Annotated in this window: 21 protein-coding genes; 13 read left to right on the top strand and 8 right to left on the bottom strand. The window is 60.3% G+C overall.

Annotated elements, in window-relative coordinates; all coding sequences use genetic code 11:
* Positions 1-59 precede the first annotated feature (59 nt).
* From ACMVPR_RS13090 to ACMVPR_RS13030, 13 genes are all read left to right on the top strand, one after another.
* Entirely contained in the window at positions 60-1,007 is a 948-nt protein-coding gene (locus ACMVPR_RS13090) for an ABC transporter permease (protein ID WP_416883245.1), read from the top strand.
* Positions 1,004-2,884, top strand: a complete 1,881-nt coding sequence (locus ACMVPR_RS13085; RefSeq protein WP_416883244.1) for a dipeptide/oligopeptide/nickel ABC transporter permease/ATP-binding protein — start codon at positions 1,004-1,006, stop codon at positions 2,882-2,884. The genes ACMVPR_RS13090 and ACMVPR_RS13085 overlap by 4 nt, the downstream gene beginning before the upstream one ends.
* Positions 2,881-3,840: an ABC transporter ATP-binding protein gene (locus ACMVPR_RS13080; protein WP_416883243.1), complete on the top strand. Its 960-nt coding sequence runs from the start codon at positions 2,881-2,883 to the stop codon at positions 3,838-3,840. The genes ACMVPR_RS13085 and ACMVPR_RS13080 overlap by 4 nt, the downstream gene beginning before the upstream one ends.
* Before the next feature lie 148 nt (positions 3,841-3,988).
* Positions 3,989-5,386, top strand: a complete 1,398-nt coding sequence (locus ACMVPR_RS13075) for a trypsin-like peptidase domain-containing protein (protein WP_416883242.1) — start codon at positions 3,989-3,991, stop codon at positions 5,384-5,386.
* Between the two features lie 3 nt (positions 5,387-5,389).
* Positions 5,390-6,694, top strand: a complete 1,305-nt coding sequence (locus ACMVPR_RS13070) for a replication-associated recombination protein A (RefSeq protein WP_416883241.1) — start codon at positions 5,390-5,392, stop codon at positions 6,692-6,694.
* 31 nt (positions 6,695-6,725) lie between these two features.
* Complete coding sequence (crcB, locus tag ACMVPR_RS13065) at positions 6,726-7,106, top strand: fluoride efflux transporter CrcB (protein WP_416883240.1); 381 nt, start codon at positions 6,726-6,728, stop codon at positions 7,104-7,106.
* Positions 7,103-8,146 (top strand): RluA family pseudouridine synthase, encoded by a 1,044-nt coding sequence (locus tag ACMVPR_RS13060; RefSeq protein WP_416883239.1) that lies wholly within the window; start codon positions 7,103-7,105, stop codon positions 8,144-8,146. Before crcB ends, ACMVPR_RS13060 begins: the two co-directional genes overlap by 4 nt.
* On the top strand, positions 8,146-8,829 hold the full coding sequence (locus ACMVPR_RS13055) for an HAD-IA family hydrolase (protein ID WP_416883238.1): 684 nt from the start codon (positions 8,146-8,148) through the stop codon (positions 8,827-8,829). The genes ACMVPR_RS13060 and ACMVPR_RS13055 overlap by 1 nt, the downstream gene beginning before the upstream one ends.
* Positions 8,826-9,548, top strand: a complete 723-nt coding sequence (locus tag ACMVPR_RS13050) for an ATP12 family chaperone protein (protein WP_416883237.1) — start codon at positions 8,826-8,828, stop codon at positions 9,546-9,548. The genes ACMVPR_RS13055 and ACMVPR_RS13050 overlap by 4 nt, the downstream gene beginning before the upstream one ends.
* A 180-nt stretch (positions 9,549-9,728) precedes the next feature.
* Entirely contained in the window at positions 9,729-10,748 is a 1,020-nt protein-coding gene (locus ACMVPR_RS13045) for an amino acid ABC transporter substrate-binding protein (RefSeq protein ID WP_292267999.1), read from the top strand.
* 129 nt (positions 10,749-10,877) lie between these two features.
* A complete protein-coding gene (locus tag ACMVPR_RS13040; protein WP_416883236.1) occupies positions 10,878-12,092 on the top strand; it encodes an amino acid ABC transporter permease in 1,215 nt (404 codons plus the stop codon).
* 1 nt (position 12,093) lies between these two features.
* Positions 12,094-13,389 carry an ABC transporter permease subunit gene (locus tag ACMVPR_RS13035; RefSeq protein WP_416883235.1) on the top strand — a complete coding sequence of 432 codons (1,296 nt, stop codon included), beginning with the start codon at positions 12,094-12,096 and terminating at the stop codon, positions 13,387-13,389.
* A gap of 48 nt (positions 13,390-13,437) precedes the next feature.
* Complete coding sequence (locus tag ACMVPR_RS13030; protein ID WP_300580515.1) at positions 13,438-14,211, top strand: amino acid ABC transporter ATP-binding protein; 774 nt, start codon at positions 13,438-13,440, stop codon at positions 14,209-14,211.
* Positions 14,212-14,276: 65 nt separating this feature from the next.
* On the opposite strand, the gene ACMVPR_RS13025 is transcribed toward ACMVPR_RS13030, so the two are convergent.
* From ACMVPR_RS13025 to ttcA, 8 genes are all read right to left on the bottom strand, one after another.
* Positions 14,277-14,783 carry a SixA phosphatase family protein gene (locus tag ACMVPR_RS13025; RefSeq protein ID WP_416883234.1) on the bottom strand — a complete coding sequence of 169 codons (507 nt, stop codon included), beginning with the start codon at positions 14,781-14,783 and terminating at the stop codon, positions 14,277-14,279.
* Between the two features lie 28 nt (positions 14,784-14,811).
* Positions 14,812-15,465, bottom strand: coding sequence for a ferredoxin (locus tag ACMVPR_RS13020; RefSeq protein ID WP_416883233.1), 654 nt, complete (start codon positions 15,463-15,465; stop codon positions 14,812-14,814).
* The gene (gene argB, locus ACMVPR_RS13015) at positions 15,462-16,331 is read right to left on the bottom strand and encodes an acetylglutamate kinase (RefSeq protein ID WP_300580519.1); all 870 of its coding nucleotides are present in this window, start codon (positions 16,329-16,331) and stop codon (positions 15,462-15,464) included. Before argB ends, ACMVPR_RS13020 begins: the two co-directional genes overlap by 4 nt.
* An 87-nt stretch (positions 16,332-16,418) precedes the next feature.
* Positions 16,419-17,069: a ribosome biogenesis GTP-binding protein YihA/YsxC gene (yihA, locus tag ACMVPR_RS13010; RefSeq protein WP_292268285.1), complete on the bottom strand. Its 651-nt coding sequence runs from the start codon at positions 17,067-17,069 to the stop codon at positions 16,419-16,421.
* 1 nt (position 17,070) lies between these two features.
* Complete coding sequence (locus ACMVPR_RS13005) at positions 17,071-17,814, bottom strand: MOSC domain-containing protein (RefSeq protein WP_416883232.1); 744 nt, start codon at positions 17,812-17,814, stop codon at positions 17,071-17,073.
* On the bottom strand, positions 17,811-19,625 hold the full coding sequence (gene yidC / locus ACMVPR_RS13000; RefSeq protein WP_416883231.1) for a membrane protein insertase YidC: 1,815 nt from the start codon (positions 19,623-19,625) through the stop codon (positions 17,811-17,813). Before yidC ends, ACMVPR_RS13005 begins: the two co-directional genes overlap by 4 nt.
* A 143-nt stretch (positions 19,626-19,768) precedes the next feature.
* Complete coding sequence (locus tag ACMVPR_RS12995; protein WP_416883230.1) at positions 19,769-21,298, bottom strand: EAL domain-containing protein; 1,530 nt, start codon at positions 21,296-21,298, stop codon at positions 19,769-19,771.
* Between the two features lie 59 nt (positions 21,299-21,357).
* On the bottom strand, positions 21,358-22,239 hold the full coding sequence (gene ttcA / locus ACMVPR_RS12990; RefSeq protein ID WP_416884656.1) for a tRNA 2-thiocytidine(32) synthetase TtcA: 882 nt from the start codon (positions 22,237-22,239) through the stop codon (positions 21,358-21,360).
* Between the last annotated feature and the right edge of the window lie 47 nt (positions 22,240-22,286).

The raw sequence follows: 22,286 nt of genomic DNA, 5'->3' as shown, positions 1-22,286 counted from the left end.
CTGGCAAGGCGGGCTTTTGAGGCTGGCCTTGCCAATTTTTCAAGACCGAGAGGGCGATTTTGACCGGCTACATCCTCAAACGTCTCTTGTCGGCGATCCCGGTCCTGTTCGGGATCACAGTCATCGTCTTTCTGATCATGGCGATGATCCCCGGTGATCCGGCAACGGCGATCCTAGGCAACTACGCCACGCCAGAGAATGTCGAAAAGCTCAACCGTGATCTGGGCCTAGACAAGCCATTGGTGCAGCAATATTTCATCTGGCTCAGCAACATGTTGAGCGGCGATTTCGGAACATCCTTCGCGCTCAACCGCCCTGTGCTGGATGAGGTGCTCGAGCGCTTCAACGCCACGTTGGTCCTTGCGGGCACGGCTTTCGTTCTTTGCTCGTTTCTGGGTGTGATTGCCGGAGTGATCTCGGCGGCGAACCAATACGGGGCGGCTGACAAGGGAATTACGTTTGTCGTGCTGCTCGGTATCTCGATCCCGTCCTTTTTCCTCGGCATGATGATGATCCTGTTCTTCGCGGTGAACCTGCGCTGGTTTCCGGTTTCGGGAATGTGGCCCATCTATGGAGATCGCACTCTCGGCGTGCTGCTCTCGCATCTTGCGATGCCTGCAGCGGCCCTCGCCGTTGTCGCCACAGGTGTCATCGCGCGCCTGTCGCGTTCGGCCATGCTGGAAGTCCTGAGACAGGATTTTATCCGCACCGCGCGCGCCAAAGGCGTGCATGAGCGTGGTGTGATCTGGCGGCACGCGCTGAAGGCGGCCATGGTTTCGATCATCCCGGTGCTTGGAATTCAGGCCGGGTTCGTGCTGTCGGGTGCCGTCTATATCGAGATCGTCTTCCAGTGGCCCGGCGTGGGACGGATGCTGGTCGATGCGATCCTCAAGCGGGACATCCTGATGGTGCAGGGCGGTGTGGTCTTCGTCGCCGCCTGCTACGTTCTGTTCAACATCGCCGTGGACGTCGCGCAGAGCCTTCTTGATCCCAGGATCAAGACGTGACGGCGTTCTTCGTTCTGCTCGCGCGGAACCGGCTGGCGCTTGCGGGCGGACTCGTTCTGGCTGGCGTGGTTCTCCTCGCACTGATCACGCCAATCCTGCCTCTGGCCGATCCCGACGTCACGAATACATCAAACCGGTTTCAGCCGGTCTTTTCGGACGGGGCGCTCCTAGGCACCGACCATCTGGGCCGCGATTTGCTGTCCCGCGTGATGTGGGGGACGCGCCTGTCACTCGCCGTGGGATTTGCCGCCGCCATTGCTGCGGCGACCATCGGTGCGGCCATCGGTATTATCGCCGGGTACTACGGCGGGCGGACGGACAACATCATCATGCGCGGCGTCGATATGCTGATGGCCTTTCCCTATATTCTGCTTGCGCTGGCCATCGTCGCAGCCCTTGGCCCCGGCCTGTTCAACGCGCTGATCGCGGTGGCCGCCGTGAATGTGCCGTTCTTTGCGCGCAACATTCGTGGCATAACCGTCGGCATCGCAAACAAGGAATTCGTGGACGCGGCGCGCCTTGCGGGAATGTCGAACACGCGGATCATCCTGTCTGAAATCCTGCCCAATGTGATCCCGGTGATCGTCATCGCCATGTCTACAACCATTGGCTGGATGATCCTCGAAACGGCCGGCCTGTCCTTCCTCGGCCTAGGCTCACAACCTCCACAAGCCGATCTGGGTTCTATGCTGGGTGAGGCGCGCTCCGCGCTCATCACCAATCCGCACACCTCGATTGTGCCGGGCATAATGATCCTGATCATCGTCATGTCGATCAACCTGCTGGGCGACGGGGTGCGTGATGCGCTCGATCCGCGTCTGAAATCCGGGGCTTTGTCCCGCCCGATGGCGGCCACTCGGGTGGATCGCGCAGAGACGCCTCCGGCGGCAAGCGGTGTCGGCTTGCTTGAGGTCAAGGCGCTGGAAACCCAGTTTCACGTCAAGAACCGCATCTATCGCGCGGTGGGTGGTGTGGACCTGCATGTCGAAAAGGGCGAATGCCTTGGCATCATCGGGGAAAGCGGGTCTGGCAAATCGGTGACCGCGCTTTCGATCATGGGGCTTGTCGCCTCACCACCCGGTGTCATTACAGGAGGAGCGGCTTATTACGATGGCGAGGATCTGATCGGCGCGTCGTATCGCCGTCTGCGCGACATGCGCGGGCGAAACGTGTCGTATATTTTCCAGGACCCGCTTGCCACGCTGCATCCGCTGTACCGCGTCGGCGACCAGTTGATCGAGGCGATCCGGGCACATCGCCCCATCGGAAAGGCCGAGGGACGGGCCAAGGCGATCGAGTTGCTGAAAGCTGTCCGTATACCAAACGCCGAAAAGCGCATCAGCGACTATCCGCACGAGATGTCAGGAGGTATGCGCCAGCGGGTCGGCATCGCGATGGCGCTGGCCAACGACCCCGACATCATCATCGCGGATGAACCCACCACGGCGCTGGATGTCACTGTGCAGGCGCAGGTTCTGACGATCCTCGATGAATTGCGTCGCTCGCGCGGGTTGGCGATTGTCTTCATCACGCATGATTTCGGCGTCGTCGCGCAGCTCTGCGACCGGGTCGCGGTGATGTACGCGGGACGAATTGTTGAAGAAGGTGCGACCACCGACATCCTTGATGCGCCGCGTCATCCGTATACCGCACGCCTCATGGCCTGCGTGCCCGAGCTTGGCGGTGGCAAGCGGCGGCTTGAGGCTATTCCTGGTCTGCCACCCGTCGTCGACAAGCTGCCCGAAGGCTGTGCCTTTGCCGAGCGCTGCGACCGGGTGCAACCTGACTGCCGCAGGGGAGACATTGCGCTGGTCCGGAAGGACGGTCGCGGGGTCAGGTGCGTCCACCCGGTGGACACGCGGGAGGCCGCTGAATGACCGACGCATTGAAGATCACGGATCTGTCCAAGACGTTCCCGGTGGGGCGTTCGCTTTTCGGCAACCCGACAGGCACAGTGAAAGCGGTTCATCCACTGACGCTGACTGTTCGACAAGGTGAAACGCTTGGGATCGTGGGCGAGTCGGGATGTGGGAAATCAACACTCGCGCGGATGCTGGTCGGGCTGTTGGAACCCTCAACGGGACATATCGAGATCGAAGGCGCAGCGCTCGATAACGCCGACCCTGCAGAGTTCGGCAAACGCATCCAATACGTATTTCAGGATCCGATTTCTTCTCTGAATCCGCGCAAGACCATTCGCCAGATCATGGAAGCGCCGCTCAAGCTGTTGCACAACATGCCCGCCGCCGAGCGGAGCAAGCGGATCTCCGAGATTTTTGCCAGTGTAAACCTGCGCGAGGAATTTCTGGACCGGTATCCACACGAGTTTTCCGGTGGTCAGGCCCAGCGGATCGGGATTGCCCGTGCATTGGCGGCGAAGGCGCGCATTCTCATCCTCGACGAACCTGTGTCGGCCCTCGACGTTTCGGTTCAGGCGCAGGTACTGAACCTTTTGGCGGACCTGCGACGCGAATTCGATCTGACCTATCTCTTCATCAGCCACGACCTCGCGGTGGTCGAAGCCGTGAGCGACCGGATCGCGGTTCTCTATTTTGGGTCAGTGGTTGAGGTCGGACCGGCGGAAGAGGTCTTTGCCGCGCCGAAACATCCCTACACGAAACTTCTTGCCGATAGCGCGCCCGTGGTCGGCCGCCCGCTGACCTCGCCCGAGGCAGAAGGCACCGAACTGCCGGACCCCCTGAACCCTCCGTCAGGTTGCGCCTTTGCCGCGCGCTGTCCGAACGCGACAGACAAGTGCAGATCGGAAACGCCAAGGCTCTCGCCCCTTGGAAAAGAGACGACCGTCGCGTGCTTCCATCCGATCTTGGACTAGGTCGAGGCGGAAGAAGGACGGCGATTGCCATCGAAAGACCGCCGGACACCACGAAGCACACCAGTCCTGACGCCAGCCCGCATGTCCCTACTTTCCGCGATAGACAAGCAGACTTGCAAAACCCGCAGTCCGGCGACATATCCACGCCATGGCCGGGATCAGAATTCTTTGTATCGTCATAAGTAGCCTGATTGCGGGGCAGGGGATCGCGCAGTCTGAAAGCGCTCCGCGCGTGCCAAAGTCTGCGGCCGAGATCAGCCTGTCCTTTGCTCCTCTCGTCAAGGAAGCAGCACCTGCCGTGGTGAACATCTATGCCCGTCGCGTCGTTCAAACGCGGCGCAGTCCGTTCGAAGGCGATCCCTTCTTTGGTGGGCTGTTCCGCGATTTTGGTGCGCCGCGTCCGCGTGTGCAGAACTCGCTGGGTTCCGGCGTGATCGTGTCCTCCGATGGGTTCGTGGTGTCGAACTATCACGTTGTTGGGCAAGCGGATGACATCCGCGTCGTGTTGAACGACCGCCGCGAATATCAGGCGCGCGTTTTGATTGGGGATGAAGAGTCCGATCTGGCCATTCTCAAGATTGACGCCGAAGACATGCCGTTTCTCGAACTCCGGGACAGCGACACGGTCGAGGTGGGAGAGCTTGTGCTGGCCATCGGCAATCCCTTTGGCGTGGGGCAGACCGTGTCGTCGGGTATCGTGTCGGGTCTTGCCCGATCGGGAACCGCAACCGGTAACGCGCGGGGCTATTTCATTCAGACGGACGCCCCGATCAATCCCGGCAATTCCGGTGGGGCGCTGATCGACATTGCCGGGCGAATGATCGGGATCAACACGTCGATCCTGACCCGGTCCGGTGGATCGAACGGGATCGGATTTGCAATTCCTGCAGCCCTTGTCGCCGAGTTTCTGGATCAGGCCCGCGACGGCAAGACCCGTTTTGAACGTCCTTGGGCCGGAGCAACCGGTCAGCCGGTGGATGCGGATCTGTCCGATGGCCTTGGCCTGTCGCGGCCCGAAGGGGTTGTGATCACCGCTCTGCATCCGGCCAGCCCCTTGGCGACTGCGGGGATCGAGGTGGGCGATGTGGTGGTCGAAGTCGCTGGACAGCCGGTGAACACCCCTGCCGAGATGCTGTTTCGGATGTCCGTCCGTGGATTGGGCGAAGACGTCGACATGGTGTTCATTCGCGGCGGGGAACCGTTGCGCACCAAGGTGGATCTGATTGCGCCACCCGACGATCCCCCCAGGAACGCGCAGCGTCTTGGCGACCGTGATGTTCTGGCCGGTCTGCAAGTCGCGCGGATCAACCCGGCGGTCACGGCCGAGCTTGGTCTGCCTTTGAACAAGGATGGCGTGGTTGTGATCGAACCGGGACCGTTGGGGCGTCGCGTCGGGCTTCAGACGGGCGATGTAATCCGCCGGGTGGACCGCTTCGTGATCCAGTCGCCATCGGATGTTGGCCCGGCCCTCAGACAGGCCGCCCCGAACGTGTCCATTGAAGCAGAGCGCGGCGGACAGCGCCTGATCCTGCGGTTCCGGGCCTGATCTGTGGCGGATCTGTTCGACACAGGTGACACGGCCAAAGAGGCACCGCGGCCACTGGCAGACCGCTTGCGCCCGCGCAAACTGTCAGATCTGATCGGCCAGTCGCAGGTCATTGGCCCCGATGCACCTTTGACCGTGATGCTCGAAGCGGGCAGCCTTGGATCGGTGATCTTCTGGGGGCCTCCGGGGGTCGGCAAGACCACGATTGCGCGCCTGCTTGCGGATGAGACCGATCTGCATTTTGTCCAGATCAGTGCGATTTTTTCGGGTGTGCCCGAATTGCGCAAGGTGTTCGACGCGGCCAAGCAACGGCGCAAGGCGGGGCAGGGCACTCTGCTGTTCGTGGACGAGATCCACCGCTTCAACAAGGCGCAGCAGGATGGGTTCCTGCCGCATATGGAAGACGGCACCATCCTGCTGGTCGGGGCGACAACAGAAAACCCGTCCTTCGAGTTGAACGCCGCTTTGCTCAGCCGGGCGCAGGTTCTGGTACTGGAACGTCTCGACCTTGCCGATCTCGAGCGCCTTGCCCAGCGGGCCGAGGTCGAATTGGGCCGGACTTTGCCGCTGGATGGTCCGGCGCGGGAAAACCTGCTCGAGATGGCCGATGGTGACGGTCGCGCTCTGCTGAACCTCGTCGAACAGGTCATGGCTTGGCATGTCGACAAACCGCTCGACAGCGCGGCACTCGGTCAGCGTTTGATGAAACGTGCAGCGCAATACGACAAATCGGGGGATGCGCATTACAACCTGATTTCCGCGCTGCACAAATCGGTACGCGGGTCGGACCCCGATGCGGCGCTTTATTGGTTCGCGCGGATGCTCGATGCAGGCGAGGACCCGCGCTACCTTGCCCGCCGCATCACCCGCATGGCGGTGGAGGATATCGGGCTGGCAGATCCGCAGGCGCAGGCCATTTGCCTGCAAAGCTGGGAAACCTTTGAACGGTTGGGCAGCCCCGAAGGCGAATTGGCCATCGCGCAGGCGCTCGTCTATATCGCTCTCGCGCCAAAATCGAACGCCGTCTACGTGGCCTACAAGGCAGCGCGGGCCGCCGCCAAGAAAACCGGATCACTGGTGCCTCCCAAGCACATCCTGAATGCGCCGACGAAGCTGATGAAGGATCAAGGCTACGGGTCGGGCTATGCCTATGATCACGACGCGGATGACGGGTTTTCAGGGCAAGACTATTTCCCAGAAACAATGGGGCGCACCGAGTTCTACGCGCCGGTCGAGCGCGGGTTTGAGCGTGATCTGAAAAAGCGGGTCGAGTATTTCGCCAAGCTGCGGACCAAGCGGCAAACTTGACTCTTCTGGCTCTACACGCGACAGACCGCGCATGTTGACAACCCTATCCCTCGTGGCCTTAGGCGGCGCCATCGGCGCCTCTCTCCGGTATCTGACTGGGGTCGGTCTTTTGCGCCTTGTTGGCCAAGGTGATTTCCCGATAGCGATCCTGACGGTGAACATCCTGGGATCGTTTCTCATGGGGGTGTTTGTCGTTGCGGCCACCCATCGTGGCCTAACGCATCTGTCGCCCTTCGTGATGACCGGCGTATTGGGTGGGTTCACAACGTTTTCTGCCTTCTCGCTCGAAACCATGACACTCATCGAACGGGGCCAGGCCGGGTCAGCGATGCTGTATGTCGTCCTGTCCGTTGCACTGTCGGTTGGCGGTTTGGCGCTGGGCCTCTTTCTGGCGCGGAGTATCTTTGCATGAGCCAAGTTCAGATCATCACTGTCGGGCCGGGAGATACCGATCAGCGCCTTGACCGCTGGCTGAAACGGCTGTTCCCCCATCTCGCGCAGGGCCGGATCGAGAAGATGTGCCGCAAAGGAGAAGTCCGTGTCGACGGCGGCCGCGTGAAGGCCAACACGCGTCTTTCCACCGGGCAAGAGGTGCGCATCCCGCCACTTCCAACGCCCGGCGAGGTGGAGTCGCGTCCCAAGCCAACCGTGTCCGACAAAGATGCCGCGATGATGAAGTCGCTGGTCCTCTACAAAGATGACCAGATCATCGCGTTGAACAAGCCGCCGGGTCTGCCGACACAGGGCGGAAGCAAGCAAACCCGCCATGTCGACGGGCTCGCCGAGGCGCTGACCTTTGGGTTTGACGAAAAGCCCCGGCTCGTGCATCGCCTTGACAAGGACACCTCGGGTGTTCTGCTGCTGGCCCGGACACGGGCCGTCGCTGGGGCGCTGACCGAGGCGTTTCGGGCGCGCGAGACCCGCAAGATCTATTGGGCTGCTGTGGCAGGTGTTCCGTTTCCGCAGATGGGCACGATCAAGTTCGGGCTGGTCAAGGCACCGGGCCATGGTGCAGGCGGTGAAAACGAGAAAATGCGGGCGGTTCATCCCAAGGATGTCGCCACCACCGAAGGCGCGAAACACGCCACAACGGATTACGCCGTGCTCAGTGCATTGGCGAAACGCGCGGCATGGGTTGCGATGGTGCCAATCACCGGGCGGACCCACCAATTGCGCGCACATATGGCCGAGCTTGGGCATCCGATCATTGGGGACGGCAAATACGGCGGTTCCGGTCAGGAAAACCTTGGCGATGGCTGGGGCGCAATGCTGGGCGGCGGGATCAGCCGAAAGCTACATCTGCACGCCCGGTCCATCACGATCAAACACCCTGTCACTGGCGCGAAACTGACGATCACCGCTCCGCTGCCCGAGCATATGGAACGCACGTGGGAATTCCTCCAATGGGATCCGCGCGATGTGCCGGCCGATCCGTTCGAGGAAATGGAATAATGCCCGAAGCCCTGCGGCTCGTGGTGTTTGATGTGGATGGGACGCTGGTGGACAGTCGGGCCCATATCGTCGAGGCGATGGAAGACGCTTTCACCGGGCTTGGCATCGCGCCACCGACACGCGCCGCGGTGCTGCACGGTGTGGGGTTGTCCTTGCCCGAACTGATGGCCCAGCTTGTGCCGGACCAGCCTTTGCACATTCAGGCGGCCCTTGCTGACGGTTACAAATCTGCGTCTTTCGCCCGGCATGTGGCGGGTGGCGACGGGGCAAAAGCGATCTTCTTTCCCGGCATCCGGGATGTTTTGGATCAGTTGCGCGCGGACGATTTCACCTTGATGGCGACGGCCACGGGCATGTCGCGACGGGGGCTTGATCGCATCATCGAACAACATGGGCTCGAGGGGTATTTCCAATCGACCCAAGTCGCGGACACACACCCGTCCAAACCGCATCCGTCCATGCTCTTTGCAGCGCTGGGCGATACGGGCGTTGTGCCGCGAAATGCGGTCATGATTGGTGACACCAGCTACGACATGATGATGGCCAAGGCGGCGGGCACCCATGCAATTGGCGTCACATGGGGCAACCATCCCCCCGAATACCTTGCGGATGCGGACGTGATCGTGGACACCACGGATGAATTGATGACAGCACTGGCAACCTGGATCGAGGACCTTGCATGAGTGAATGGGCTCCGAAACGCTTTTGGAAATCCGCGGACACGCAGGCGACCGAGAATGGCTTTGGTATCCTGCTGGATGGGCGCCCGGTGCGCACTCCGGCCAAGGCCGTTCTGACAGTACCAAGCCTTGCCATCGCCCAAAGCATTGCAGCGGAATTCGACGCTCAGGAAGACCGGATCGACCCCCGGACGATGCCCTTTACCCGAACCGCAAATGCCGCCGTCGACAAAGTGGCGATCCAGCACGCAGAAGTGGCAGACATGCTGGCCGACTACGGTGACAGCGACTTGTTGTGTTACCGAGCAGAGGCTCCCGACGACCTTGTCGCGCGTCAGTCCACCTCATGGGACCCGCTTCTGGACTGGGCCGACTCGGTGCTGGGCGCGCGATTGGAGACCCGAGTCGGTGTCATGCACGCATCTCAGGACCCCGCTGCACTGTCCAAACTTCGTCAAAACGTGCACGAGATGAATATTTTCGAACTCGCCGCGTTCCACGATCTGGTCGCGATCAGCGGATCGCTCGTCATCGGGTTTGCCGCAAAAGCCGAATTCATGCCTGCGGAACAGCTTTGGCTAACGTCCCGTGTCGACGAGATTTGGCAACAGGAACAATGGGGCGAAGACGAAGAAGCCGCCGAGATGGCCCAACATAAGAAGGCCGCGTTTCTGCACGCCAGCGAATTCCTGCGATTGTTGCATCAGCAAACGCCTCGCTGACGCTGGGTAAACTGCGGCTTTGTGATCAAAAAATAGGCTATTCGCCTTGACCTTCGCAGATGAATCCTCACAAAATCCATGCCATCGCGAGTGGGGGGTTCCCTACTTTCGTCGTATGGGCGCTAAATGCGTTCGTCAGAAACCGTGCCGATAGGCACGGGCTAACAGGAAGAGGTAAACATGAAAAAAATTGCAATTCTTGGCGCGATGACCGTTGCCGGCCTTTCAGCTGGTGTAGCGTCTGCTGCCACGCTTGACGACGTTAAGGCACGCGGCAAGCTGAACTGCGGCGTGACGACCGGTCTCGTCGGTTTTGCAGCGCCGAATGCAAATGGCGAATGGGAAGGCTTTGACGTCGGCGTCTGCCGTGCCGTCGCTGCCGCCGTTCTCGGCGATCCGACCGCGGTCGAATTCGTACCGACGACAGGCAAGACCCGCTTTACAGCGCTGGCATCCGGCGAGATTGATCTACTGGCCCGCAACACCACGTGGACTTTCTCGCGCGACGTCGACCTTGGCTTCGAATTCGTAGGCATCAACTACTACGACGGTCAGGGCTTCATGGTCCCGAAAGCGCTCGGCGTCTCGTCGGCCAAGGAACTTGATGGCGCAACCGTCTGCATCCAGACCGGCACCACAACCGAGCTGAACCTCGCGGACTTCTTCCGCGCCAACAACATCAGCTACGAGCCGGTTCCGATCGAAACCAACGCTGAAGCACAGCCGCTCTACCTCGAAGGTGCTTGCGACGTGTACACGACAGACGCGTCCGGCCTTGCTGCCACACGTGCTGCGTTCGAAAATCCGGGTGACCACGTGGTCCTGCCGGAAATCATCTCGAAAGAGCCGCTTGGCCCGCTCGTCCGTCACGGCGACAACCAGTGGGGTGACATCGCCCGCTGGACGCTGAACGCACTGATCGCGGCAGAAGAGCTCGGCATCACGTCCGCGAACGTGGCAGAACTGGCGTCGGCTCCGGGCAGCAACCCGGAAATCAACCGTCTGCTTGGCACCGAAGGCACGCTTGGCGCGATGCTGGGTCTCGAAGCTGACTGGGCTGTCAAGGCCATCATGGCAGGCGGCAACTACGGTGAACTGTTTGAAAAGAACATCGGTGAGAACACGCCGATCGGTCTGGCACGCGGCCTGAACGCGCTGTGGACCGAAGGTGGTCTGCTCTACACGCCGCCGTTCCGCTAAAGCACTGACTACGGAAAAGGGCGCGAATAACTTCGCGCCCTTTTTCAAATCAAACAAAAAAGCCTTCGGATCAGGCACCAGAGCGCGACAAGCGCCGCCAGGAAAATCCGGAAAACCAGGGATAAAAAAATGTCCACGATTTCAGACCCACCGTCGGGGTCGTTTCAGCTATCCATGCTGATCAACGACACGCGTTACCGGTCCTATACGTTTCAATTCATCGCTCTGATCCTGCTCATTCTGGCCTTTGCCTATCTGGGCTACAATCTGCTGGCCAACCTGCAATCGGCAGGTCTGAACATCTCCTACAAATTTCTAGGTGAACCGGCAGGCTATGACATCAACCAGACCCTGATCGACTATACGAGCCAGTCTACCCACTGGCGCGCTGCGGTTGTCGGCGTGCTCAACACGCTGCTGGTGGCGTTCCTCGGCTGTATCATGGCGACGGTGATCGGTGTTGCGGTCGGGGTTCTCAGGCTCAGCGACAACTGGCTCGTGCGCCAACTCATGTCGATCTATGTCGAGATTTTCCGGAACGTGCCGGTTCTGATCTGGATTCTGATCATCATGGCGGTCTTTATCGCCGTTCTCCCGCAACCGCGCGATTTCCGCGGCGAAGACGCCACCGCCTCCATGGTGTTTGGCGCATTCGCGTTTACAGGCCGTGGGTTCTACGCTCCAGCCCCCGTGTTCGGTCCCGGCTCCGGTGTTGTCGTTGCCGTCTTCCTTGCATCAATCGTCGGGATTTTTGCGTTCCGCAACTACGCCAAGAAAGCGCTCTATGACCGGGGCCAGCTGATCCCGACACTCTGGCCATCCGTGGGCATCTTCTTCGTTCCGGCCATCCTGGCGTTCTTCATCATGGGGCGCCCGATCACGCTGGATCTGCCTTCGCTGCAGGGCTTCAACTTCCAGGGCGGCATTTTCATGCGCAACTCCCTGATTGCGCTCTGGTTCGCCCTGTCGATCTACACCGCAGCCTTCATCGCGGAAAACGTCCGTGCCGGTATTCTTGCCGTCAGTAAGGGCCAGACCGAAGCAGCGGCATCGCTGGGTCTACGTCCGGGCCGGATCATGAACCTTGTGGTGCTGCCGCAAGCATTGCGCGTGATCATTCCGCCGCTGATCTCTCAGTACCTGAACCTGACCAAGAACTCGTCTCTGGCGATTGCGGTGGGATATATGGATCTGACCGGCACATTGGGGGGCATCACGCTCAACCAGACAGGCCGTGCGATCGAGGCGATCTTCCTGCTCATGCTGTTCTATCTCGCCATTTCGCTTGCGATCTCGGCGATCATGAACGTCTACAACAATGCCGTTAGGCTGAAGGAGCGCTGAGATGTCAGATACACATGCTCATTCCGTTGCCTTCGTCCGTACAACCATGCTGCCCGAACAACCGCCCCCCGTCACCGAGGCTGGGGTGGTCAAATGGGTGCGTGAAAACCTCTTCAAAGGGTGGTTCAATTCGATCCTGACGATCCTGTCGATCTACTTCATCTACGTGATCGTCTCTGGCACATGGCCGTGGTTCGCCAATGGTATCTGGAACACCAGTTCGCTCGCTGAATGCCGCGACATGCTCGACGGTATGACGGGCGCCTGTTTCTCGGTTTTGACAGAGCGCTGGAACCAGCTTCTGTTCGGGTTCACCTATCCGACCGAGGCGTATTGGCGGCCGACACTGGCGTTCTTTCTGCTGATCGTCGCAATCGCGCCGGTTCTTTATCCCAAGGCACCGCGCCAGCTCTTGGTGTTCACAGCCATCTATCCGTTCCTTGCGTTCTGGCTGATCTGGGGCGGCACCTTGCTGACGCCTTTGATGGTGATGGTCGGGCTGATTGCAGGCTATTTCGCGTTCAAGCAGTTCGAACGCCAAAGCTTTGCGATGGGCATGCTGGCGGGACTGGTCGCGACCGTGGTCGTTATCTGGGCCGGCGGCATCATCCCCGCATCCATGCCCGACGTAATGGCCCTTCAGGCGATCCCGTCGCGTGATCTGGGCGGCTTCATGCTGAACATGATCCTCGGCACGGTCTGCGTGTCGCTGTCCTTGCCGCTGGGCATCATGCTCGCATTGGGACGCCAATCCTCCATGCCGATCATCAAGTGGATCTGCGTGATCTTCATCGAGTTCATCCGGGGCGTGCCGCTCATCACCTTGCTTTTCGTGGCAAACGTTGTGCTGGCCTACTTCTTCCCGCCGGGCTCGAACATAGACCTCGTGCTGCGTGTGATCATCATGATCACCATGTTCTCGGCCGCTTATATCGCCGAGGTGATCCGGGGTGGTCTGGCAGCGCTGCCGCGCGGTCAGTACGAAGCCGCAGACAGTCTGGGACTCGACTACGCCCAGTCGATGCGCCTGATCATTCTTCCGCAAGCGCTCAAGATCTCGATCCCGGGCATCGTGAACGTGGCGGTGGGGCTGTTCAAGGACACGACGCTGGTGTCGGTGATTTCGATGTTCGATCTCGTGGGGATGATCCGCGGGCCGATCCTCGCGTCCACCGAATGGAACGGCGTCTATTGGGAACTCTGGGGCTTTGCAGTCTTCGTGTTCTTCATCGTCTGCTTCAGCATCTCGAAATATTCACAGTGGCTCGAGCGCCAACTCGCCACCGATCACCGATAAGGCCCACGACCCGCGCACGCGGCTGGGCAAAAAACAGGAGGCCAATCCATGGCTGAAACTGCAAATGCACCGATGGCTGTCTCGGACGAGGTAGCAATTCAAATCCAGAAGATGAACAAGTGGTACGGGACGTTCCACGTTCTGCGGGACATCGACCTGACCGTCTACCGTGGCGAACGGATCGTTATTGCCGGTCCGTCGGGTTCGGGCAAGTCGACGCTGATCCGGTGCATCAACGCGCTGGAAGAGCACCAGAAGGGCTCGATCACCGTGGACGGAACCCTTCTGTCCTCTGACATCAAGAACATCGACACGATCCGCTCTGAGGTCGGGATGGTGTTCCAGCACTTCAACCTGTTCCCGCATCTGACCATTCTCGAAAACTGCACTCTGGCGCCGATCTGGGTGCGCAAGATCCCCAAGCGCGAGGCCGAACAGACCGCGATGCACTTCCTTGAAAAGGTCAAGATCCCCGAGCAGGCCAACAAGTACCCCGGCCAACTGTCGGGTGGTCAGCAGCAGCGTGTGGCGATTGCCCGGTCGCTCTGCATGCGGCCGCGCATCATGCTCTTCGACGAACCCACTTCTGCGCTCGACCCAGAGATGATCAAGGAAGTGCTCGACACGATGGTAGAGCTGGCGGAAGAGGGCATGACCATGCTCTGCGTGACCCACGAGATGGGCTTTGCCCGTCAGGTCGCCAACCGCGTGATCTTCATGGACGCGGGTCAGATCGTGGAACAGAACGAACCGGAAGAGTTCTTCAACAATCCGCAGAACGAGCGGACCAAACTGTTCCTGAGCCAGATTCTGGGTCACTGACCGCCAGCATCATGGAAAACAAAAACGCCCCGGTCACGGTCCGGGGCGATTTTAATTGGGCGTTTTCAGCCGGAATGCCCGGCCGCGATCACCTCGCGTGGAATTGCAAAGTCAACGCACCCTCCGGTCCCTTCGCGGATCTCGGCCCAGTCGGCAACATCGAACTGGATAACGCTGGTGGCACAGGTAGGATAGTCGGCAAATCGCGGGTGATCCGGTGGCACGTTGACCAGCGCCTCTGCGCATTCCGCAATCCCGCAATTATGAGCCAGCAGCAGAACCGTGTCCCCGGTCGCGCTGCGCAGCGTCTCGATGATCTCGTCCGCCTCGGCAAGGTAAAGCGCGCGTTCGAACCGGGTTGGCACCTCTGGCAGGCCCAGCAATGCAAGGGTCTGGCGGGTGCGCGTCGCCGTCGAGCACAGAACCTCGTCAGGCAACCATCCGTGTTCCTTGAGCCAACGCCCCATCGCCGGAGCGCTGTCCCGACCACGCGCATTCAAGCGTCGGCTGTGATCATCGCCCGAGGCAGACCAGTCAGACTTGGCATGACGCATGAGGATAAGTCGTTTCACGAACGCCAAGCCTTTCGTTGAGTGCGCGTCACTCTCCCAAAAAGGCGCGCATGTGGAAAGCGGATTGTTCCCTCAGACGGCCAAACTGCTCAGAGACCGGGCATACCCGCCGCACAATGCATCCCTCGCGGCAGGCCACGCCATCGGGTGACCGAATATGCGCCATGCACGCCGGGACATTGTACTCCTGACCCGGCGCAAGAGCGCCCACCGGACAGGCGGTTTCGCAGGGGCGTGTGTCACACGATAGGCAGGGTTTTTGGCCACGGGCGGGCAGGGACAGACGCATCGGCAGAGCGAGGGCAGCCCGATAACTGATGAAAAGACCCGCCGAGTTATGAACAAGCAATCCAAGCGGCGACTGCCAGCTTGCTTCGCTCCGCTCAGCCCAACGCAGAAAAGGCGCATAGGGTGGCCCGTCATAGGGAAAGATCGCCGTAGCCTCGTGATCGGCTGCGATCGAAGCAGTCACCCGCTTCGACCACCGGTCAAGCGGATGCGGCAGACCGTCGTTGTACTCAGGCGACGCTGTAAAGACACTCCAGAACGCGGGTTCGTCTGGGCCTAGCAGGACAAGGGTCTGCGTGCCCGTGGGAACGTCATCTTCTGGCACTGGATGAAACGCACCGCGAAGGGTCAGACCGACCGCCCGGGCAGAGGACTCCAGCGCGTCCAGTGTCACCGCTTTGGACGGATCAGCGACCCGGCGCCATGTTCGGTAAAGAGTTCGAGAAGACAGGCATTCGGCACGCGTCCGTCAAGGATGACCACGGCGCGCACACCCTCTTCGATCGCTTTCAACGCGGTTTCCGTCTTGGGAATCATTCCGCCCGCAATCGTGCCGTCCTCGATCATCGCGCTGACCTCTTCAGGGGTCATGGCGGTGACGACGTTGCCATTGGCATCCTTCACGCCGCTCACGTCGGTCAGCAGCAACAGGCGATCCGCCTTGAGGGCACCGGCAATCGCGCCAGCCGCGGTGTCCCCGTTCACATTGAAGGTCTCGTTGGGGTTCATGCCTGTCGCGACAGGCGCAACAACGGGAATGATCCCCGCCTTGAAAAGGTCGCGCAACACCTGCGGGTTCATCTCAACCGGGCGGCCCACGAAACCAAGTTCCGGATCATCCGCTTCGCACACCATGAGGTCGTCGTCTTTGCCGGACAACCCGACAGCCCGCCCGCCTTCGTCCATGATCGCCTGAACGATGCGCTTGTTCACAAGCCCGGTCAGAACCATCTCGACCACTTCGACCGTCGCCTTGTCGGTCACGCGTTTGCCGCGCACGAATTCCGATTTGATCCCCAGCTTGTTGAGCATGTCGTTGATCATCGGCCCACCGCCATGCACGACAATCGGGTTGATCCCGACCTGTCGCATCAGAACGATGTCGCGCGCGAATTCCGCCATTGCGTCCTCGTCGCCCATCGCATTGCCGCCGAACTTGACGACAACAATGGACCCGGCATAGCGCTGCATGAAGGGCAGGGCCTCGGAAAGAGTACGGGCAGTGGCAATCCAGTCGTGGTTCATATCTCTGGGTTTCATCTTTGGTCTCGATCCATACCGGACCCATGCCCGGCGCTCATCCTGTGTGCGACATGGTTATCGCAGAGGCAAGCCGTTTTGCGGCGCTTAGCCGATCCCGGCAATGATGCTGCGCAACGTGGCAATGCCGTCGCCCTTGTCGCTGCTGGTCAGCACCAGTTCGGGATAGGCCGCAGGGTGCTTTGACAACTTGCCCCGCACCTGATCCAGAAGCCGGTCATACTCCGACGGTTTGATCTTGTCGGCTTTCGTCAGCACCACCTGGAAGGTCACCGCGCTTCTGTCCAGAAGCGTCATGATCTCTTCATCCACGGGCTTGATTCCATGGCGGCTGTCGACCAGCACGAAAGCACGCCGCAGGCTGGCGCGGCCCGACAGGTATTGCTTGAGCAAAGCTTGCCATTTTTCGACCACCGCCACCGGGGCGTTGGCATAGCCATAGCCGGGAAGGTCGACGAGGTAGCGTTCATCGCCCAACGTGAAATAGTTGATTTCCTGCGTACGGCCCGGCGTGTTAGACGCGCGCGCCAATGCCTTGCGGCCCGTGATCGCATTGATCAGAGATGATTTCCCGACATTCGACCGACCGGCAAAACAAACCTCGATCCGATCATCGGGCGGCAGGCCTGACATTGCCACGACACCCTTCAGGAACTCGACCTCGCCCGCAAACAGTTTGCGCCCGACCTCGCGGCTCAGGTCATCCGGTTCTTCAGCAAGCGGGAAGGGCAGTTTCATTTCAGACACGGGCCACCTCGTCGCCGGTCCGGATCGCGCCGCCCTGGATCACCTCGGCCCGTACTGAAAAATCCTGATGCCCCCAGCTGCCAAGCGCGCTCAGAACGTCGGCATCCCGCTTTCCCGTGTCCGGGTTGCTGTGCGTCGACTTGCAGCGATCCGTCCGTTCGCGAACCCGCAGGATCGTTTCGCCAATCCGGATGTCGCGCCCGTCCCAATCGAACTCTTCCCATGGGGCAAGACCGTCGATCCAGATGTTTCCACGCCACCGCAGATGCGACAGTGGTTTACCCACGCGCTGCTCGACCGCCCGGTGCGATGCGTGGTTGCACAAGGTGACGCTTGGAAAATCGCTGTCCGTAAATGCCTGCGCCTGCGCCTTGATAAGCCGCGCGGGGCGCAACGTGTCGTCAGGGGCCAGCGCATTGACCCAGTCCAGAAAAGCGGCGCTGTCCGTGTCCGGTTCGAACGTGATGTCGGCCACGTCTGGATGGCGGAGTGTGATCCGGCCGGTCGCTTCGTCGAATGCGGCGCTGATCGCCATCAGGCTCGGCAGCTTGGCCACCCGGCAGAAATGCCCGCAGCTCACCCATTCCGATCCGTCGGCCTGCGACCGTTCATGCGCGACCGCCCAAAGCCGGTCGAACGGGATCGTTCCTCCGGTGGCAATCGTCACCGACTCCAGCTTTTCCCGGCCATGACTCTTGATCGGGTGCCGCCAGATCTCGGTGACGGTTGCGGTCATTTCTGATCCGTTTTCGCGTTGCGCTTGACGCTGGATTTGATGTTGCCGAACACGTCCGGCTTATACCCCTGCGAGCGCATGATCAGATATTGCTGCGTGAAGGTGATCGTGTTGTTCGCGATCCAGTAGACGACCAGTCCACTTGCAAAGCCACCCAGCATGAACATGAAAACCCAAGGCATCCAGGCAAAGATCATCGCCTGTGTCGCGTCCGTGGGTGCCGGGTTCAGCTTTTGCTGCAACCACATCGAGATACCCAGAAGCAGCGGCAGGATACCGATAAAGATCAGCGCCAGCAGCGATCCGGGTGTCGGTGCGGCCCAGGGCAGCAAGCCGAACAGGTTCATGATCGAGGTGGGGTCGGGCGCCGACAGATCCTGGAACGGGCCAAGCCATGGGGCGTGACGCAGTTCCAGCGTGACAAAGATCACCTTGTAGAGCGAGAAGAAGATCGGGATCTGCAACAGGATCGGCAAACAGCCAGAGGCCGGGTTCACCTTTTCCTTCTTATAGAGCTCCATCATCTCCTGCTGAAGCTTCTGACGGTCGTCGCCAGCCCGCTCCTTGATCTTTTCCATCTCGGGCTGAAGCTCTTTCATCTTCGCCATCGAGACATAGGATTTGTACGCCAGCGGGAAGAGCGCCGCCTTGATGATCAGCGTCAGGCCGATGATCGCCCAGCCCATGTTCCCGATCAGCAGGTTCAGGTTGTGCAGCAGCCAGAAAATCGGCTTGGTGAGGAAAAAGAACCAGCCCCAGTCGATGCTGTCGATGAAACGGTCGACGCCGCGGTTCTGATACTCGCGGATGGTTTCCCATTCCTTGGCACCGGCGAACAACTGCGTCGACACTTCGCGTGTTTCGCCCGGAGCGATCGTCACGGTCGGCTGCACCGCTTCGGTCTGGTAGATGTTGCTGGCATCGCTGTATTTTGCCACCTGCCGGAACGGCGTGCCGTTCTCGGGGATGATTGTGGTCATCCAGTAGTGGTCGGTAAAGCCGATCCAGCCGTTCTCGGTGACTTGGGTAACCTCGGCGCGTGCCCCTTCGGTGGGCACGACGGGGAAATCGACCATGTCCTTGTAGTCGATTTCGGCAAGTGTGCCGTCCGCCATGGCCACCACGCCTTCGTGGAGAATGAAGAAATTCTTGAGATCTGCGGGTTCACCATGCCGGGCAATCAGGCCGTAGGGTGCCATCGTCAGCGCACTGTTGCTGGCGTTTTCGACTGACTGTGTCACGGTGAACATGAAGTCGTCATCGATTTCGATGATGCGGCGGAAAATTGAACCGTTCGGGCTGTCCCAGCGCAGTGTGATCGGGGTGTCTGGTGTCAGGGTCTCACCCTCTTCCAGAGTCCAATTGGTTGTGACGCTTGGCACATCGTCAATGGTCAGCCCACCGCCCGGTGCCCAGCCAAAGAGGGCATAATACGGGCGATCCGACCCAACCGGGTTGAGCAGGTGAACGACATCCGCGTCCTCTTCGACGGTGACGCGGTAGTTTTTGAGCGACAGGTCGTCGATCCGACCGCCAACCAGCGAGATGGAACCCATCACGCGGTCGGTTTCGATTGGCACACGCGGGGCATCTTCGACTGCGGCGGGGCCTGTCTGGTTGATCCCCGCGGTGCTTCCGGGCGCTGCGTCCGGCGTGGCGGCGATTGACGGGGTTGCGTCCTGCGCTGCCGCTGGCACTGCGCTGTCTGGATTGACAGTCGGTTCGGGTGGCGGAAACAAGACAAACCATACCAGAATAACCGCAAAGCTGAGCGCTGTTGCGATAAGAAGGTTCTTGTTCTGATCGTCCATGGGGCCGCCGCCTGTGGTTTTTGGATTACCGCTGCGTTCAACAGGCACTATGCCTGAACGTCAAGCGGATTCACAGGAATGACCCGTCCGGTGCGGCAATTGTTCAGCCCATTCGGATGCGGTGGAACCCGCGATTTTGCCTGTCACCTGATGTGCCTGATCTTCGCACCGGTGCGAGGTGTTTTCAGCGCTTGTCGACTTTCCAGCCAGATCTTGGTGTCGGCTGCGCTGGATGGGGGCGCGTACAGGAAACCTTGCGCGTGGGCGCAGCCCAGGTCGCGCAACAGGCTGTCGTCCTCGATCGTTTCGACACCGGCAGCGACAGCCGGCAGTTCGAGGCGTTCACTGATGGCAAGAACCGCATGCAGTGCGCGCGTTCTGTCCTCGGATGCCGCCGCTCCGTGAACTAGGCTCTTGTCCAGTTTAAGGCGCGTGACCGGGAGCTGTTGAACGACAGTGATGCTGCATCCACCCAAGCCGAATCCCTCAAGGTCAAGCCCGCAGCCAAGCCCTGCCAGCGACACGAGGTTGCGCCGGATCATGTCATCAGCCGCCTTGTTCAGAAGCGTTTCCGGAATGTCGAACACCAATCGGTGCGCCGGTATTCCGCATCGGTCCAAGTCGCTGGCAATGCGGCCGGGAAGTTCGGGATCGCGCAACTCTTCTTCCGACAGGTTCACGCTCACAGTACCCACATTGAACCCGGATTCGTCCCAGTGGTGCAGGGCCGTGACCGCCTGCAAAAAGATGGACCGGCCAAGCCGCACCATCTGGCGACTGTCCGTCGCGGCGGGCAAAAACTCTGCCGCTGGCAGAACGCCGCGCGTGGGGTGAAGCCACCGTGCAAAGGCTTCCATCCCGCTGACTTCGCCAGTCCTGACGCTGATCTGGGGTTGAAAATACGCCCGGATGGCACCCTCGTCCAACGCGGTTTCGATGTCCTGCCGCAGGGCATACCGCGACCGCTTCCTGCGCGCGAGCCGGTCGGACCAAAGGCGCGTCGTGCTGGCCCCGGCCATCACCGCTTCGTCCATGGCATCGGTTGCAGATTGCAGCCAGACGTTTGCGGTCACGTTCCGGCCGAAGTTCAGCGATGACGCGATCCCGATGCATGCAGTCAAGGTGTGTGTCGTGCCGTCCAGCACAAGCGATGTTTCCGCCGCCTCGCGCAAGCGTTTCCCCAAGTCGATAAGATTGTCGAGCCTCAGACGGAACCCCGGCGAGATGAGGACAGTGAACTGCGTTCCTTCCGACCGGAACACGTAATCAGATGCCCGCAGCGACGTGCGAAGCCGTGCTGCGATCAGATCCCGCGACTCGCCCGCAATGTTTGCGCCAAAGCGGTGTGCAATCTGATCAAGCTCGGGAATGGTGATCTTGAAACATGCGGTCGTCTGGCCGGTATGTTGCGCGATCTCAAGGAATTCCTGCGCCACCCTGTTCACATCTGGTGCGCGCGCTGCGTCGGTATGTGCGGCGCTGGACCATCCGCCAAACCCGCCGAACACCGCGTATACCAACGGTGTCGCCAAAGCGCACAAGACAAGGGGGACTTCGCCCCCGATCCAATAGGCAGACAGGCAAAGGGCAGGCAGGAAGGCCAGCATCTGAGGGCCGGTCAGGCCCTTGGCAAACTTCTGCCGCAGGTCGGGAAGATCCAAAAGACGTCGCATCGCGGCCTTGCCCCAAATTCTGTTTCGGGCAGTTTCGCGCAGCCAGGTTAATCGAACGCTTAACGCAGGTCAGGAATATCTCGAGAATTGTCGCTTTCGTCGCGACTTTGCGTCATCAGTCCTTTAAAATCAAAGAGTTCGCTGTCCAGCAAATGGGACGGCCGCGCATTCGTGAGCGCGCGGAAAATCACCTGTCGCCGACCGGGGCTGTTCTTTTCCCATCCGTCAAGGATGGCTTTGACTTGCTGTCGCTGCAGCCCGTCCTGGCTGCCACACAGGTCGCAGGGGATGATCGGATAGTTCATCGCCTTGGCAAATTTCTCGCAATCGGCCTCGGCCACATGCGCCAAAGGGCGGTAGACGAACAGATCGCCGTCTTCATTGACCAGTTTCGGCGGCATCGTGGCAAGGCGCCCACCGTGGAACAGGTTCATGAAAAACGTCTCAAGGATGTCATCGCGATGATGACCCAGAACAACGGCATCACATCCTTCTTCACGGGCGATGCGATAGAGGTTCCCACGCCGCAACCGCGAACAGAGCGCGCAATAAGTCCGCCCCTGCGGGACTTTGTCGACCACGATGGAATAGGTGTCCTGATATTCGATGCGGTGCGGAACCCCCATCTTTTCCAGAAATTCCGGCAGCACCGTCGCCGGAAAGCCGGGCTGCCCCTGATCAAGATTGCACGCCAGAAGATCGACCGGCAAAAGCCCACGCCATTTCAACTCATAAAGCACCGCAAGAAGCGTATAGCTGTCTTTCCCGCCGGACAGGCACACCAGCCATTTCGGTGTTTTCGCCGGGTCTCGGCCAACCATGCCATAATGCTCGATCGCCTCGCGCACGTTCTGCACGATGCGCTTGCGCAGCTTCTTGAACTCGGTGGTTTTGGGCGCACCGTAGAACAGCGGGTGTATGTCGTCGGCATCATCAAGCATGAGCGGCATGTACGGTGGATCCAGCGTTTCGGCAAGCATGGCGTTAA

Origin of the sequence: Marivita sp., assembly GCF_048006345.1 — a bacterium.
Taxonomy (GTDB): domain Bacteria; phylum Pseudomonadota; class Alphaproteobacteria; order Rhodobacterales; family Rhodobacteraceae; genus Marivita.
Note: the sequence above shows the minus strand (reverse complement) of the source record. Positions and strands in the feature narration are given on the sequence as shown.